17 protein-coding genes are annotated in these 15,090 nt (G+C 48.4%); 11 read left to right on the forward strand and 6 right to left on the reverse strand.

Annotation, left to right across the window (positions count from 1 at the left end):
* The first annotated feature begins 11 nt into the window (after nt 1-11).
* Together AC6R03_RS11850 and focA are read left to right on the forward strand one after the other, a co-directional pair.
* Nucleotides 12-911 (forward strand): LysR substrate-binding domain-containing protein, encoded by a 900-nt coding sequence (locus AC6R03_RS11850; protein WP_487901515.1) that lies wholly within the window; start codon nt 12-14, stop codon nt 909-911.
* Nucleotides 912-1,153: 242 nt separating this feature from the next.
* Nucleotides 1,154-2,614 (forward strand): formate transporter FocA, encoded by a 1,461-nt coding sequence (gene focA / locus AC6R03_RS11855; protein WP_500631301.1) that lies wholly within the window; start codon nt 1,154-1,156, stop codon nt 2,612-2,614.
* A gap of 58 nt (nt 2,615-2,672) precedes the next feature.
* On the opposite strand, the gene AC6R03_RS11860 is transcribed toward focA, so the two are convergent.
* The 3 genes from AC6R03_RS11860 to AC6R03_RS11870 all read right to left on the reverse strand — a co-directional run bounded on the left by AC6R03_RS11860 (nt 2,673) and on the right by AC6R03_RS11870 (nt 4,208).
* Complete coding sequence (locus AC6R03_RS11860; RefSeq protein WP_334551855.1) at nt 2,673-3,242, reverse strand: YceI family protein; 570 nt, start codon at nt 3,240-3,242, stop codon at nt 2,673-2,675.
* The gene (locus AC6R03_RS11865; protein ID WP_500631302.1) at nt 3,239-3,796 is read right to left on the reverse strand and encodes a cytochrome b; all 558 of its coding nucleotides are present in this window, start codon (nt 3,794-3,796) and stop codon (nt 3,239-3,241) included. The genes AC6R03_RS11860 and AC6R03_RS11865 overlap by 4 nt, the downstream gene beginning before the upstream one ends.
* Nucleotides 3,797-3,959: 163 nt before the next feature.
* Entirely contained in the window at nt 3,960-4,208 is a 249-nt protein-coding gene (locus AC6R03_RS11870) for a DUF2164 domain-containing protein (RefSeq protein ID WP_334551853.1), read from the reverse strand.
* A gap of 101 nt (nt 4,209-4,309) precedes the next feature.
* On the opposite strand from AC6R03_RS11870, the gene AC6R03_RS11875 reads away from it, so the two are divergent.
* The 3 genes from AC6R03_RS11875 to AC6R03_RS11885 all read left to right on the forward strand — a co-directional run bounded on the left by AC6R03_RS11875 (nt 4,310) and on the right by AC6R03_RS11885 (nt 6,794).
* Entirely contained in the window at nt 4,310-4,945 is a 636-nt protein-coding gene (locus AC6R03_RS11875) for a hypothetical protein (RefSeq protein ID WP_334551852.1), read from the forward strand.
* Between the two features lie 84 nt (nt 4,946-5,029).
* On the forward strand, nt 5,030-5,818 hold the full coding sequence (locus AC6R03_RS11880; RefSeq protein ID WP_500631303.1) for a lipase family protein: 789 nt from the start codon (nt 5,030-5,032) through the stop codon (nt 5,816-5,818).
* Between the two features lie 190 nt (nt 5,819-6,008).
* Entirely contained in the window at nt 6,009-6,794 is a 786-nt protein-coding gene (locus AC6R03_RS11885; protein ID WP_500631304.1) for an EAL domain-containing protein, read from the forward strand.
* A gap of 6 nt (nt 6,795-6,800) precedes the next feature.
* On the opposite strand, the gene AC6R03_RS11890 is transcribed toward AC6R03_RS11885, so the two are convergent.
* The gene (locus tag AC6R03_RS11890; RefSeq protein ID WP_500631305.1) at nt 6,801-7,433 is read right to left on the reverse strand and encodes a response regulator; all 633 of its coding nucleotides are present in this window, start codon (nt 7,431-7,433) and stop codon (nt 6,801-6,803) included.
* Nucleotides 7,420-9,153 carry a nitrate/nitrite two-component system sensor histidine kinase NarQ gene (gene narQ, locus AC6R03_RS11895; RefSeq protein ID WP_500631306.1) on the reverse strand — a complete coding sequence of 578 codons (1,734 nt, stop codon included), beginning with the start codon at nt 9,151-9,153 and terminating at the stop codon, nt 7,420-7,422. The genes AC6R03_RS11890 and narQ overlap by 14 nt, the downstream gene beginning before the upstream one ends.
* A gap of 247 nt (nt 9,154-9,400) precedes the next feature.
* Here narQ and napF point away from each other — a divergent pair, with 247 nt between their 5' ends.
* The 6 genes from napF (at nt 9,401) to AC6R03_RS11925 (ending at nt 13,964) form a co-directional block, all read left to right on the forward strand.
* On the forward strand, nt 9,401-9,871 hold the full coding sequence (gene napF, locus AC6R03_RS11900) for a ferredoxin-type protein NapF (protein WP_500631352.1): 471 nt from the start codon (nt 9,401-9,403) through the stop codon (nt 9,869-9,871).
* 20 nt (nt 9,872-9,891) lie between these two features.
* A complete protein-coding gene (locus AC6R03_RS11905) occupies nt 9,892-10,200 on the forward strand; it encodes a chaperone NapD (protein WP_500631307.1) in 309 nt (102 codons plus the stop codon).
* Nucleotides 10,197-12,686, forward strand: coding sequence for a periplasmic nitrate reductase subunit alpha (gene napA, locus AC6R03_RS11910; RefSeq protein WP_500631308.1), 2,490 nt, complete (start codon nt 10,197-10,199; stop codon nt 12,684-12,686). Before AC6R03_RS11905 ends, napA begins: the two co-directional genes overlap by 4 nt.
* Before the next feature lie 71 nt (nt 12,687-12,757).
* Nucleotides 12,758-13,213: a nitrate reductase cytochrome c-type subunit gene (locus AC6R03_RS11915; RefSeq protein WP_334551844.1), complete on the forward strand. Its 456-nt coding sequence runs from the start codon at nt 12,758-12,760 to the stop codon at nt 13,211-13,213.
* Nucleotides 13,214-13,238: 25 nt separating this feature from the next.
* Nucleotides 13,239-13,817, forward strand: a complete 579-nt coding sequence (locus tag AC6R03_RS11920) for a NapC/NirT family cytochrome c (protein ID WP_334551843.1) — start codon at nt 13,239-13,241, stop codon at nt 13,815-13,817.
* Between the two features lie 9 nt (nt 13,818-13,826).
* A complete protein-coding gene (locus tag AC6R03_RS11925) occupies nt 13,827-13,964 on the forward strand; it encodes a TIGR02808 family protein (RefSeq protein WP_334551842.1) in 138 nt (45 codons plus the stop codon).
* A 104-nt stretch (nt 13,965-14,068) separates the two neighbouring features.
* Here AC6R03_RS11925 and galE read toward each other — a convergent pair whose 3' ends face one another.
* Nucleotides 14,069-15,082, reverse strand: a complete 1,014-nt coding sequence (galE, locus tag AC6R03_RS11930) for a UDP-glucose 4-epimerase GalE (protein WP_500631309.1) — start codon at nt 15,080-15,082, stop codon at nt 14,069-14,071.
* Nucleotides 15,083-15,090 lie beyond the last annotated feature (8 nt).

The following is a 15,090-nucleotide window of genomic DNA, read 5'->3' on the forward strand; positions in this document are numbered from 1 at the left end:
GAGGAGAAACGGTGCGGTATTCTTTGAAACAACTCGCGGTATTTGATGCCGTGGCCGAACTAGGTAGCGTCAGCCAAGCCGCTGATAAACTGGCCATTACCCAATCCGCTGCGAGTATGTCCTTGAGCCAGTTGGAAAAGCTACTCGGCAGGGAGCTGTTTATTCGTCAGGGTAAATACATGCGCCTTAGCCACTGGGGCAACTGGCTAAGACCGAGAGCAAAAAGGCTCCTGCAGGATGCAGAACAGATCGAAATCGGTTTCTATGACCAACATTTGTTCAGTGGCAATATCAATATTGGTGCTAGCCAAACTCCCGCGGAGCACCTCGTCCCCGAGCTAATTAGTACCATTGATAATGATTTTCCAGAGATCCGCACCGCTTTGGATGTCAAAAGTACCAATCAGGTCATCCAAGGCGTACTCGATTATAAATATGACCTCGGCATTATCGAAGGTCGATGTGACGATAACCGTACACATCAAGAAGAGTGGTTCCGAGATCACCTCGTTGTGATCAGTTCAGCGCATCACCCATACGCCAAAAACGAACGCGTCAGTTTGGCGCAATTAGAGCAAGCCCAATGGGTGCTACGTGAAGGGGGCGCTGGTACTCGCTCTGTGTTTGAAGGGGCGATGTTGCCGTTGATCCCTGACCTTGACGTATGGCGTGAATACGCGCACATTCCGGTCATTCGTCGGCTTGTCGCCAATGGTAAATACCTGTCATGTCTCCCCTACCTCGATGTCGCACCCTATATTGAACGCGGTGAACTTGCCGCGCTGAACGTACCGGAGCTGAAAATGAATCGAGCGATTTCATTTATCTGGCGCGCAGACATGGAAGATCATCCTTTGTTGGATTGTATTAAGCGCGAAGCGCATCGGATGATTAAAAACCACAAATTCTGAGCTCCAATAACCAGCGCAAAGCCCTCTTTTGGAGGGTTTTGTTTTACCCCTTCTCTCTATCAATGTTTCTGATACTCTTTTCTACCTCTCCCTTAATCACTATTTTATTTATCTATATCAATTTAATTGATGGTAATTAAAACATTAATCAATTTTATCTTTACTGAGTCTTTGCCTACCCTACAATGAATCCACAAGGACAATAGGATGCATAGTCTGCATTGAAGGAGTTTGGGGGAGCGATGACACAAACACACAACGAGAAGGTCTCTTTTTCACCCGCCGAAATGATGGCGGAAGCGGAAAAGTTTGCTTTCAGTAAAGCCAACAAAACCAGCACGATGACACTGAGCCTCGCGATCATGGCTGGTGCATTTATCGGTTTAGCGTTCGTCTTCTATATTACGGTCACTACCGATAATGCCGGAGCCGGATGGGGATTGAGTCGCTTAGTCGGCGGCTTGGCATTCAGTATGGGACTTATTTTGATCGTCATTTGTGGCGGCGAACTCTTTACCAGCTCGGTGTTGTCGAGCATTTCTTGGGCGAACGGACAAATCAGTGCCACCAAGATGCTGTCGATTTGGGGTAAGGTCTACCTGGGTAACTTTATTGGTGCCTCACTGCTGCTGATTATTGTGTTTTTTGCAGGCTTATACGGCTTAGATCATGGCCAGTGGGGATTAAATGCGCTGAACATCGCGCAGCATAAACTGCATCACACGCCCGTTCAGGCGTTTGCACTGGGCGTATTGTGTAATCTCCTGGTGTGTTTGGCCATCTGGTTAACCTTTAGCAGCGCGAATACCATGACCAAAGCGGCTATGACGGTAATGCCGGTGGCGATGTTTGTGTCCAGCGGCTTTGAGCACTGTGTGGCTAATATGTTTATGGTGCCACTTGGTATCGCCATCCACAGCTTTGCCCCAGAGCCTTTTTGGTCGCAAATTAGTGTGCCTGCTTCGCAGTTTAACGACTTAACGGTTGGCCATTTCATCACAGCTAACCTAATCCCAGTCACCCTCGGCAACATCGTGGGTGGCGCGGTGTTGGTCGGTTTAGCGAACTGGTCTATTTATCGTCGGCCTCAGCTTAAAGCGGCGGACAGTCAGGCGATCACTCAACCCGAAAAGATCAGCGCCCACACCCTTTATCGCGGCGAAGACACCGTAACCATCGGGACAATTATGGACACGCAACCGATTCAGTTCGTTGCTAACACTCCGATCGGCAAAGCAATTGATACGCTACTTGAGCAGCACATCGACGGCGCACCTGTGGTCAATACTCAGAATGAATTGATCGGATTCTTTTCGATTCACGACGCCATGATTGAGGTGTGGAGCCATCAGCACCCTACTCAAATGGAACAAAGCGTCGTGACGGTGATGAACGATGAGATAAGCGCGGTATCGGTAAGCGATACCTTGCTTGATGTATTAGAATACTTTTGCCTCGACAAAGCGGCGCTGTTTCCGACGTCGAGCATGGGGTATGCAACGCAACTCAACTCTGCGTCACTGACCGCACGTGCAAAGCATTCGCCCCCTAATCGCCCGTCAGTTTTGCCGGTACTGGCCGACGGCCGTCTTGTTGGCGTGGTGACTCGAGCACAAGTTCTACGTGCTTTACAACATACCACTAAGCTTGAATCAAAATCACCCTACGAGGCTGATGCGCATGACGAAAAGCGTCTTGCATAAATCATAGAAGCAATAAAGCCCTCCGATTGGAGGGCTAAGTCATTCCATCTAGCGATGATTACTTCTTAACGCCTTCGACATGCAGTTCCATATCGACGTAGCTTGATGCGCCCATCACGGCGATATCAAAATCAGCAAGCTCTAGTCGTGTTGTACCCACGAAACCTGCGCGCTCACCACCCCATGGGTCTTGGCCTGCGCCGACAAACTCAGCGTCGATAGTAATCGGTTTAGTCACACCATGTAGGTTCAAGTCGCCCTTCACTTCTAGCATGCCGTCCCCTTTATCGACAACACTGGTGCTCGTAAAGGTTGCGGTCGAGAATTTTGAAGCATCAATGAAATCAGCGCTACGAATGTGTTTATCACGTTCCGCGTGATTTGAGTCGAGGCTGCGAGTGTCCACATTAACGGTCACTTTCGACGCCTCAACGTTGCTAGGATCGTAAGAGAACTCGCCATCAAAGGTGTTAAAACGACCCTTAATGAAGCTGTATCCTAGATGGCTAACTTTAAAGTTGACCGATGCGTGTGCACCTTTGGTGTCAATTACGTAATCCGCCGCGCTTGCGCCTAATGGCAGTACCATTGCCATAGCTAGTCCGGTAGCAAGTAACGTCTTTTTCATTTTGAAGCTCCTATCATTTTGCGTAGCGTGTTGTCTTTGTTAATAAAGTGGTGTTTTAGTGCTGCCAGTGCATGCACAGCGGCTAATAAGATTAACGCCCAAGCAGCGTAAAAGTGTATTTGCCCTGCGGTATCGGCTTGACCTTCAAAGAAAGCGCCCATACCAGGCACGGTGAACCAACCGAAGACTTCGATACCTCGCCCATCTTCTGTTGAAATAAGATATCCCGACACAAACAACGTCAGAAGTAGTGCATACATGGCTAGGTGCGCCAACTTTGCGCCGAGGACTTCAATCTTTGCACCTTCGACTTTTGGTGACGCCGTCACATTTTTCCAGACAAATCGGAATAGAGTGACAAGGGCTAATAAAATACCCACTGATTTGTGCCAATGCGGTGCGGTTTTGTACCATTCACTGTAGTAGCTCAGATCAACCATCCATAGCCCCACCGCAAACATACCAATCACAACCAGTGCCGACACCCAATGGATGGCTCGCGCGACGCCGTTGTAGTTCTTTACCCTATGCGGATGATTTTGGCTGCTGTTCATTTGTATACTTCCAACTTTGGTTGACGCCCAAACAAAAAAGTTATGGTTGAGCACGTTTTTATAATCAATTGCGTTATGAATGATTATCGGACAGGTTCGCAAACTTGGAAATGTCGTCACATTGATGAAGTCATTCAAAAAATTTGAAGGAACTTATCCCTAGTTACTTTGGCTCCCACTGTTCTAGCTCGTATATTTCATCCGCAACATCCATCACTTTACGCTCAAAAACCGCTTGGGCATCACTTAACCCCTTGTTATAAAAGGTGGCAGAAAACTGTTTAATCACAAAGTCGGTGAGAAATTCGGCATCGAATTGGCCAATTTCTACCTCCAACTCATCATGTAAATAGTCTTGGAGTGACTGCGCCATCGCGTGTTTTTGTTGTGATGTAAATTCAATCTTAGACATAAACCCCTCATTTCCCCTGAATTTTAGCCAATTAAATGTAACTTAATTTAAAAGTGGCGTGTTACTCTAATTTGGCGAGTTTGAGTAATGGAGAACCCACCTTGCTACTGGATGTGCTAATTCAAAGCGTGAACGAGTTTCAAGCCGACTGTATGGCCCTATGTGAAAAGCACTACCCGACCATTCATAATAAAGGCATGAGTGAGCACCATTTAGGCTTGGCGTTTGCCCGGCGTCTTTCTCGTACCCTGACCGAGTTTGGCCACGCGTGTGATTACACTGCCCAAGAATGCCTGACCCACAAAGAGATGCCTCACCACTATCGAGTGAGCTCTGAGCTGGGCACTGTTTGGATTATGACGTCTCACCTGGTCAGCGCAGGTTCCACCCACCGTAAGAAGTTATTTAAGTCCATCGCTCTATGGCACGCCGAATACAGTTACGCTATTCAGCCCAACGACCTTGTGCTCCTGCTGTCTGACCATTGGATCACTCGCAGTAAACAGAGCCGCGAGTTGTTACACTGGTGGACGGGGCAACTGCCTGACCAGTTAGACGATTACCGTATTCAAGGGGTGAGCTTATATGAGAGCGACTCACAATTAGCGGCGACACTAGAAGAGCAATTTGGCATGAGTCCTTACTACGTTAAGTTCACCCATCCACTGCGTCGCTCAACGGATCAGCAACTGGTGCGAAAGTATTTGCATTTATATTCAGTTATTCAACTTAGTTAGTCCCTTTCCCGCTCCACCACTGTCACAGAAGCGTCACTCAGCGCGCGCATAATAAAGCGATCCCCTCACTGATTTAATGACTCGATGAAGAAACTGAAGCGTTATCAGTATGAACGCTACGCGGTGCTGTGTAATCTTGCTTATCAACGCGTCCTAAAACAGACACGCTATGGCTTTGCCCCAAACGGCCAGCGCGTTATTCACAACCGTTTTGGTAAACCTATGATTCGTGTGCTGTGGAGCCACGATAAAGACGAAGTCATTGTGGTGATCAAAGGCTCCCACAATGTTTGGGATTGGCTACTTAACCTTAAACTTTGGCACAAAAGCTGCGCGCCTTTCCAATTACCCTATGCGATTCACGCCGGCTACTTCGACTTACTCAATCAAGAAAGCACGCCAAGTCATAAGAGCGACACTCTAGGTATGAGTGTGTTCGACAAATTGCTCACGATACTCGTGCCATTGATAGAACAGGGCAAACGAATCACGGTAACGGGGCACTCATCCGGCGGCGCTATCGGCTTAGTGATTGCTGACCGTCTTGAGCGTTGTCATCCTAAGGTTATCAAACGAATCGTAACCTTTGGTCAGCCATCGGTCGGTGGTTATCGATTCTATCGACACTACTTGCTCGCGCACAAAACCTACCGCGTCTGCTGCGATCTCGACATCGTCACCTTCCTGCCTCCTATTCCTTTCTACTATATTCACGTTGGAAAAATGCTGTGGCTCTACAATGGTCGTATTTACGAAAACACACCCAATTGGTTACGCTTTGGTCGCAGTGTTGTGTCCTGGCTTATCCGTCCGTTTTCCTATCATTTGATGTCTAAATACATACGCAATAAAGATTTTTTTGATGAGCGTTGATGAGACCTCTATCTTAAAATGGATATTTATTCATTTCTAAAACAAAGAAAACTTCGCGCAACTTTGATAATGCTTGTATCTTTATTGAGACAAAAGGTTGGCTTCCAACGTGCGACAAAATCGGTACTTTCCAGTATGCTTAGTCGTTTGTTTGTATCGCCATGTGGTATTTTTGAGGTAAGGCGTTTTTATGATTCTGTCCACCCGAGAGCAGTTTACTCAATGTCTCGAACAGCGAGAAGATGGCCAGTACATTGCGCACTACAAGTCGTTGACACTCTCTAGTGTCTACCAGCCTATTTACACCAAACACACCAGCATGGTTGGTTTAGAGGCACTGCTGCGCATCACCCGCAAAGACGGCAGTTCCGTACGACCCGATCTGTTTTTTTCCTCAGACAACATCCCGTTGGATGACAAAGTGAATGTAGAGCGCCTGAGTCGCGTGATTCATATTCGAAACTTCGCCCATTCAAAATTTCGTGACCGCAAATTGTTCCTCAACATCCTTCCTGTTGTAGGTGATGAGCTGGCGGTGATTGATATGACGGAAAGCCTGCTGGCCACACGGATAAAAGAGCTCGGACTCTCATTGGAACAGATCGTGATTGAAGTGGTTGAGCATGAACATGCCAACGAAGCCTTATTGAAGACCGCGATGAAGAAGCTTAGCGATATTGGATTTCATATTGCGGTGGACGATTATGGTGTGGAAGCCTCCAATCGAGCCAGGGTGGAAACACTCAGTCCTGACATCGTAAAAATGGATCGCTCATTGATGCTCGACTACATGCAAGGCAATCAAGCCGCGATGATTTCAGGTATCGAATTGGCAAAAACGTTGGGCTGTCAGGTAGTGATCGAGGGCATCGAGACCCAAGAACAACTCGATGCCATGCGCGCCTTAGATCTCAATATGTATCAAGGCTATTTTCTCTCTATGCCTGACAGCGTGTTGAAGCTAAAGCATTCCTAGTCGCACTTACTTAATGTCACCATAACGTTCCAAATACAAGATGGTGGCGGCGGTACGCGACGGAACGCGCAGCTTTTTCAGCAAACTTTTCATGTGCACCTTGACCGTCGATTCGGAAATAAACAGCGTATCTGCAATCTGTTTGTTGCGAAATCCTTTCGCAACCTCTTTGAGAATCTGACGCTCTCGATCAGTCAGTTCATCAAACACATCGGTAGTGTGTTCTCGCTTGAGCAGGTATTTCGCCACTTCTCGGCTGTAAGCCTTGTTACCGCGAATGGCTTGTTTGAGCAGCGACACCAACTCATCGGGCTCGGTATCTTTGAGCAAATAGCCATCGGCTCCGGCTCGAATGATCGCTTCGATGTCTGCTGGGCTGTCTGAGACTGTCAAAATAACGATAGTGGCGTCACAGTCATCGGCGCGCAGTGCATTCAGGGTGTCGAGCCCCGACATCCCTTTCATATTTAAATCCAGCAAGATCAAATCTGGCTTCAGCTCGTGATTTTTTGCCACCGCTTCCGTTCCATTGCTGGCTTCGGCGATAACATCAAATTCTGGCTCAAAACTCAGTAGCTGCTGAATCCCTCTTCTCATTAGAGGGTGATCATCCACCAGCAAAACTCTACATTGTGACACTGCTTGTTTCCTTATTTCTTGGGTACGTGAGGATGACGCGACACCCCTGCTCTTGTTTGCTTTCAATGACCAAGGTGCCGTTTAACCGCGATGCTCGCTCTTGCATAATACTCATGCCGTAGTGGTTGAGCTTTTCGTTGGCCTGTTCAAACCCGATGCCATCGTCAGAGACCGACACCACAACGTTATCGTCGGTCTCAAGGCAGGCGATATCGATTTGCGTCGCTTTGGCGTGCTTGATCGCATTTAGGGTCGCTTCACGGATCAATTGCAGTAAGTGAACCTGATCACTGGCATCAAGCTCTACAGAGGAGAGCTGATTATCTACCGCTATGCGGATTGACGATTGATCGGCCAATTGCTCCGTCATCTCTTTTAGTGCTTGGCCAAAACTGCCTTCTTTGATCGTCAGTCGAAACGTGGTCAGCAATTCGCGTAATTGTGTATAGGCGGCGGATAGCCCGCCGTCGAGATCCTTCATTACGCTCTGAGTGTGCGGCGATGCTTCGCCGGGAGGCAGAGCCGATAAACCCCGTTTGAGTAACGAGACTTGAATTTTTAAATAGGATAAAGACTGAGCAAGCGAGTCATGCAGTTCACGGGCGATCGTCGCCCGTTCTTCCATCAAAAGCAGTTGCTCCGCTTGCTTCTGCGCTTGGTTGTAATACACCGCGCGCGAGAGGATTTGGACGAAGTTATCGATCAAGGCTTGATCCGGGCAAGGCAGTGATGTTTTCCAATACAATATGCCTAACGCTTCCCCATCTAAGGCCAACGGTTTGCTTTGGCAATCACTGTCACAGCTGAGGCAAACGTCGCCTTTGGTCAACACGAGCGGTCGCTCTCCGTCACTAAAGATTTCCATTTTGACCGCCACAATCCCTTCAAGAGAGACAATGTGTTGCAATATCGCCTCGAAGTTTTCCTGCGTGATCCTTGAAGCGGTCAGCTCTTGCGATGAATTGTACAACACTTGCAGTGAGTCGTTGGCATGCTGGAGCTTAAGCGTCTTTTCATTAACGGCTTGCTCTAATCCTCGATAGAAATTGCCCAAATCGCTGGCCATGCTATTGAATGTACGAGTCAAAACACCAAGTTCATTCTCACTTGAAACATCCAGCTTCACATCAAACGAGCGCGATTGAATCTGTTCGCTGGCCAACATCATAGCGTTCAGCGGTTTCACGATTTGCTTTCTGGAGTAGTGAATAACGAACAGCCCCACACACAAGATACCACCGAGCCCTGCTCCGCCCACCCAAGCCAAGCGAATCATTTTTTGTTCAGAGAAGTGTTGCAGCTTGAAAACAAAGGCATCAATTTGATTCACAAAGCCCGCGACCATCTCTAAATAATGGCTTCGAGCTTCGCTCTGAAGCACGGCTTTCAACTCATGCCAACGCATGATCAACCGGTAGTAATCGTGAGTAATGTCATCAGGAACACCCCAGCCTTGCAACGCCTTCATCGAAGGGGAGTAGATAGAGCGTTCAAACATCTCGATGTGCTGGAGATAGTCTTGAGATTGCGATTGGATGTCGTGCGCTAGTCGATAGCTCTGCATACGCATTGAGCCAGACACGTTCACGGCCTCAGCATCATTGAGGCTAGACGCTAATGTGATGATCGCATAACTGGTCGTCACGACCGACAGGGATAATATTAAGCCCATGGCTTTCGCTATCGTGCGAGTGACGGATTTTTTTACCCTTCTTGGCATACATTCACCACGTTATTACTCACCTATCCCCCATCACACCTAGTCATCATATTCACGCTTTCGGCTAAATATGTGATCAAACCAAACCAAATTTATTGATCTAAAACAACAACATAATCTGATTACCCCCAAAGGGTTATTTATACAAATATGTCAAAAACTACAATTTATGTGTGTGTTAATGACAAGTTATTAATAGGAAATGTGAGCTACGCTTACATAAATGCAGTTCACAACGGATAGCAACGTGGTCGATTTCAGTAAACGCCGTCTTTTTACTCGCCAAGCAGACAATACGATTCGCCTGCCTTGGGTTGCGGATACACAAAGCTTTACCGATTTGTGTACCCGCTGTGGAGAATGTGCCCGCGTCTGTGACACGCAGATCATTGTCAGCGGTGACGGAGGACTTCCTACTGTCGACTTCTCTATCGACGAATGCACATTCTGTTATCGATGTGCCGACGTTTGTCAGGAACCGATTTTTTTACCTGAGGCTGATACGCCTTGGCATGTAAAGGCAAGCATCAATGAAACGTGTTTAGCCAAACAAAATGTGGAGTGCCGGAGTTGTGGTGAGTTGTGTGACCCAATGGCCATTCAATTCAAATTGGAGGTAGGCAAAGTCGCCCAGCCTCACATAAGCCACGATAAGTGCAGCGGTTGTGGTGCCTGTGTTGCCGTTTGCCCTTCGTCATCCATCAGTGTGAGCAATTGATTATAAAAATGGACAACAACATGTCACTGAATGAAGTGCATATATCAAGCTTGGTGGTTCACGCCGCGCCTAGCCATCTTAACGAGGTCAAGGAGTCGATCAGTGCACTGCCCAACGCAGAAATTTATGCAGACAGCCCTGAGGGCAAGCTGGTGGTGGTGCTCGAAACTCAAAACCAAGGGTTTATCACCGATACCATCGACGAAATCAACAATCTACCTAACGTCTTAAGTACTGTGTTGGTCTACCACCAGATAGAAACGGACCTAGGCGACGACGTGACAACTAACACTGGAAAAGAACATTCCCAATTCGAGGGTGAAGTATGAAGATGACAAGACGAGCGTTTGTAAAAGCAAACGCAGCAGCCTCTGCCGCCGCGGTAGCCGGCATCAGTCTACCTGCCACAGCGACCAACCTGATCGCCAGTTCAGAGCAATCGGCGATTACCTGGGACAAAGCGCCTTGTCGCTTCTGCGGGACCGGGTGTTCTGTGTTGGTTGGTACACAAAACGGAAAAGTGGTCGCGACTCAGGGTGACCCTGAAGCGCCGGTCAACAAAGGTTTGAATTGTATCAAAGGCTACTTCCTCTCAAAGATCATGTACGGTCAAGACCGCCTCACTCAGCCTTTATTGCGCATGAAAGACGGCAAGTACGACAAAAACGGCGACTTTACCCCGGTATCTTGGGACGTTGCCTTCGATACCATGGCCGAAAAATGGAAAGAAGCGCTGAAAAAACAAGGCCCATCGGGTGTGGGTATGTTTGGGTCTGGTCAGTGGACCGTAATGGAAGGTTACGCCGCCGCCAAGATGATGAAAGCCGGGCTTCGCTCTAATAACATCGATCCTAATGCGCGTCACTGTATGGCTTCCGCCGTGGTTGGCTTTATGCGCACGTTTGGCATCGACGAGCCAATGGGTTGTTACGACGATTTCGAGCACGCAGATTCATTCGTGCTTTGGGGCTCAAACATGGCTGAGATGCACCCTGTATTGTGGACTCGCATCACTGACCGTCGCCTCAGCCATCCCCATGTTAAGGTAAATGTGCTATCTACTTACTATCACCGCTCGTTCGAGTTGGCCGATACTGGGTACATCTTCCAACCACAGACCGATTTGGCCATTGCCAACTTTATTGCCAATTACATCATCGAAAACGACGCCGTCAATTGGGATTTCGTCAACAAACACACCACATTCAAGCAAGCTACCACAGACATTGGCTATGGTCTGCGTGACGATAACCCGCTTCAACAAGCTGCGGCTAACCCAAACAGCGGCGATATGTCGGGCATCTCTTTTGATGAATATAAGCAATCCGTGGCGCCTTACACTGCGGCCAAAGCGTCAGAAATGTCGGGCGTATCTGAAGAAGACTTGATCACTCTAGCGAAACAATACGCGGATCCGAACACTAAAGTGATGTCACTTTGGACGATGGGGATGAACCAGCATACCCGCGGCGTATGGATGAACAGCTTGATTTACAACATCCACCTTCTCACGGGTAAAATCTCAACTCCAGGCAACAGCCCATTCTCTTTGACAGGGCAACCTTCTGCGTGTGGTACCGCTCGTGAGGTCGGCACTTTTGCCCACCGTCTACCCGCTGATATGGTGGTCGCGAATCCAAAACACCGCGCGATTGCAGAAAAAATCTGGAACATTCCTGATGGTGTCATTCCGCCTAAACCGGGTTTCCACGCCGTCCTGCAAGACCGCATGCTCAAAGACGGTAAGCTCAACGCTTACTGGGTGATGTGTAACAACAATATGCAAGCAGGTCCGAATATTAACGGTGAGCGTTTACCGGGCTATCGTAACCCTGAAAACTTTATCGTCTGTTCTGACCCTTACCCAACGGCCACTGCGCAAGCAGCAGATTTGATTCTACCGACAGCGATGTGGATCGAAAAAGAAGGCGCCTACGGTAACGCAGAGCGTCGTACACAGGCTTGGTATCAACAAGTCGGTACGGTTGGCGAAGCGAAATCTGACCTTTGGCAAATTATGGAATTCTCTAAACGCTTCAAGATGGAAGAAGTGTGGACAGAAGAGATGCTCGCCAAAGCCCCTCAGTATCGCGGCAAAACCATGTATGACATGCTGTTCGCCAATGGCGTGATCAATAAATACCCAATCAAGGAAGCGCGCGAACTCAACGATGATGCGCACCACTTCGGTTACTACGTACAAAAAGGCATTTTTGAAGAGTACGCCTCATTTGGACGCGGCAAAGCACACGATCTTGCGCCGTATGAAGTGTATCACCAAACACGTGGTCTTCGTTGGCCAGTCGTTGACGGTAAAGAGACCCTTTGGCGTTACAAAGAAGGCTCAGATCCATATGCCAAAGCCGGTAGTGGTTGGGACTTCTACGGCAAGCCTGACGGAAAAGCGTTTATTATTTCCGCCCCATACGAAGCGCCACCAGAAGTGCCAGATTCCGAGTTCGATTTATGGCTCTGCACCGGTCGTGTACTCGAGCATTGGCACACCGGCACCATGACACGCCGTGTCCCTGAACTCTATAAAGCTGTGCCGGACGCCGTCTGCTACATCCATCCAGAGGACGCCAAAGCACGAGGCATTCGCCGAGGTGACGAGGTGAACATTGCCAACAAACGTGGTGAAGTGCGTGTGCGTGTTGAAACGCGCGGACGTAACCGTCCACCGCAAGGTTTGGTGTTCGTCCCCTTCTTTGATGCGCGCATCCTGATCAACAAATTGATTCTTGATGCCACGGATCCACTGTCTAAACAGACCGACTTTAAGAAGTGTCCAGTGAAGATCACCAAAGTTGCGTAATGTCGAGATTAGGTTGCCCACGTTTGGGCAACCTAAGCGAAGAATGTAGCCAGAAGGCGGAGAACAAAAACATGAAAAAATTCTTAGTTGCACTTTTCTCGGTAGGTGCAGTGTTGAGCAGCGCTGTGTTTGCCAATTTGGACAACCCAGGCGGTATCGGTGGCTTGGAGTCGCTGCGCGGTAACACCAATCTGGAAGAGACCAGACCTGCGGACGCATTTAAAGATTTTCCGAAAGATCAAATTGTTGAAGATAGCTTTGTCTATCAGCCACCCTTGATTCCTCACAGTATTCGTAATTATGAGGTGTCGTTAAACGCCAATAAATGTTTGGCTTGCCACAGCTGGAAAAACGCCAAGCAATCAGGCGCAACAAAAATCAGTGTCACCCACTATGTGAACCGCCAAGACGCGGTGCTCGCAGACGTATCGCCACGACGTTACTTCTGTCTGCAATGCCACGTCCCGCAAACAGATGCGAAACCATTGGTTGAGAATGAGTTCCAATCTGTTGATTCCCTTAAGTAAGAAACGCGAGTAAACGAGGTTAACTATGAAATTACTGAAAGCGTTTTGGAAGCGGTTCACGTCCCCCAGTAAAGCGGCGGTAGGCGTTGTGCTGTTTATGGGCTTTGCAGGTGGTTTGTTGTTCTGGGGTGCATTTAACACCGGGATGGAAGCGACCAACAGCGAAGAGTTTTGTTCAGGCTGTCATGCGCCGATTGTAGCGGAAATCAAAGAGACGATTCACTACTCGAACCGCTCTGGTGTAAGAGCAATCTGTTCTGACTGTCATGTGCCTCACGAATGGACAGACAAGATTGTCCGTAAAGTTCAGGCATCTAAAGAGCTGTTTGCGCACTATGTCTTGCGTACCATAGATACACAAGAAAAGTTTGAGCAGCGTCGCGGTCATCTTGCTGAGCGTGAATGGGCACGTATGCAGAAAAACGATTCGCTCGAGTGTCGTAACTGTCATGAATTCGAGTTTATGGACTTTTCTGAGCAAGGTTCACGTGGTGCCCAGCAGCACTCAACGGCCCTCGCCTCGGGTGAAAAGACCTGTGTTGACTGTCACAAAGGGATCGCCCACCGCCTGCCTGACATGCATGGCGTTGAAGGTTGGCAATAAGGAGAGAGCATGAGTACGTTAGAATCGATTATTTGGCACATCCTTGGCTACAGTGCGATGCCTGTCATTATCCTATCAGGCTTCTTAGTGGTTGCGGTCATTTGTATTTGGTTACTCTCGTTGGGTAAAGATAAGCAAGCCCAGTAACCCAACAATATCGATACACGACGGTCAGTCGTTTATAAACCAGCGCAAAGAGCGACCACTAGGGTCGCTCTTTTGTTAGATTTAAAATCAGCGGTTGCGCTCAATTAATCTGGAAAACCATTCGGGTTATTTGACTGCCAGCGCCAGGTATCTTGCGTCATCTCATCCAAAGAACGTGTCGCACTCCAACCCAGCTCACGCTGCGCTTTTGAAGGATCGGCCCAACACTCGGCAATATCACCGGCGCGGCGCGGCGCAATTTGGTACGGGACAGGTTTGCCACTGGCCTTTTCAAACGCATGCACCATCTCCAACACACTATAGCCATTACCAGTGCCTAGGTTATAGATGTGCAATCCGGATGTCTGGCCCACTTTCTCTAACGCAGCCACGTGCCCATCTGACAAGTCCATCACGTGGATATAGTCGCGCACGCCCGTGCCATCTTTGGTCGGGTAATCATCACCAAACACAGATAAAAATTCACGGCGACCTACGGCAACTTGGGAGACAAATGGCATTAGGTTGTTTGGAATACCTTGCGGATCTTCGCCAAGCTCACCGGATGGGTGTGAACCAACAGGGTTGAAATAACGCAGTAAGGTGATACTCCAATCGGGATTGGCATTTTGAAAGTCGGTCAAACACTCTTCAACCATCAACTTGCTACGACCATAAGGATTGGTCGCACTGGTTGGGAAATCTTCGGTAATAGGCACACTCGCTGGATCTCCATAGACAGTCGCAGATGAAGAAAAAACTAAAGTCTTCACCCCTGCTTCGCGCATCGCATCGACCAATACAAGCGTACCATTGACGTTGTTGTCATAATATTCAAGTGGCTTTTCCACAGACTCACCGACCGCTTTAAGCCCGGCAAAGTGAATCACCGCATCGATGTTGTGCTCAACAAGCACTTGCTTCATCAAGGCTTTGTCGCGAATATCGCCTTCAATAAAGGTCGGCGTTTGACCTGAAACCTTCTCAATACGTTCAAACACACTGCGCTTGCTGTTATACAAGTTGTCGACGATAACGGGCGTCATTCCCGCGGCGATCATTTGCAAACACGTATGGCTGCCAATGTAGCCCATACCGCCCGTCACTAATACATTCATAACTCTAG

The organism is Vibrio sp. R10-SG-ISO4, from assembly GCF_059834135.1.

Excerpts from the sequence above, each read along its gene's own strand:
- narQ (WP_500631306.1), bottom strand. The coding sequence starts at position 9,153 with ATGCCAAGAAGGGTAAAAAAATCCGTCACTCGCACGATAGCGAAAGCC.
- napA (WP_500631308.1), top strand. The coding sequence starts at position 10,197 with ATGAAGATGACAAGACGAGCGTTTGTAAAAGCAAACGCAGCAGCCTCT.
- AC6R03_RS11870 (WP_334551853.1), bottom strand. The coding sequence starts at position 4,208 with ATGTCTAAGATTGAATTTACATCACAACAAAAACACGCGATGGCGCAG.
- galE (WP_500631309.1), bottom strand. The coding sequence starts at position 15,082 with ATGAATGTATTAGTGACGGGCGGTATGGGCTACATTGGCAGCCATACG.
- AC6R03_RS11905 (WP_500631307.1), top strand. The coding sequence starts at position 9,892 with ATGTCACTGAATGAAGTGCATATATCAAGCTTGGTGGTTCACGCCGCG.
- AC6R03_RS11880 (WP_500631303.1), top strand. The coding sequence starts at position 5,030 with ATGAAGAAACTGAAGCGTTATCAGTATGAACGCTACGCGGTGCTGTGT.
- focA (WP_500631301.1), top strand. The coding sequence starts at position 1,154 with ATGACACAAACACACAACGAGAAGGTCTCTTTTTCACCCGCCGAAATG.
- AC6R03_RS11885 (WP_500631304.1), top strand. The coding sequence starts at position 6,009 with ATGATTCTGTCCACCCGAGAGCAGTTTACTCAATGTCTCGAACAGCGA.
- AC6R03_RS11865 (WP_500631302.1), bottom strand. The coding sequence starts at position 3,796 with ATGAACAGCAGCCAAAATCATCCGCATAGGGTAAAGAACTACAACGGC.
- AC6R03_RS11925 (WP_334551842.1), top strand. The coding sequence starts at position 13,827 with ATGAGTACGTTAGAATCGATTATTTGGCACATCCTTGGCTACAGTGCG.
- AC6R03_RS11915 (WP_334551844.1), top strand. The coding sequence starts at position 12,758 with ATGAAAAAATTCTTAGTTGCACTTTTCTCGGTAGGTGCAGTGTTGAGC.
- AC6R03_RS11860 (WP_334551855.1), bottom strand. The coding sequence starts at position 3,242 with ATGAAAAAGACGTTACTTGCTACCGGACTAGCTATGGCAATGGTACTG.
- AC6R03_RS11920 (WP_334551843.1), top strand. The coding sequence starts at position 13,239 with ATGAAATTACTGAAAGCGTTTTGGAAGCGGTTCACGTCCCCCAGTAAA.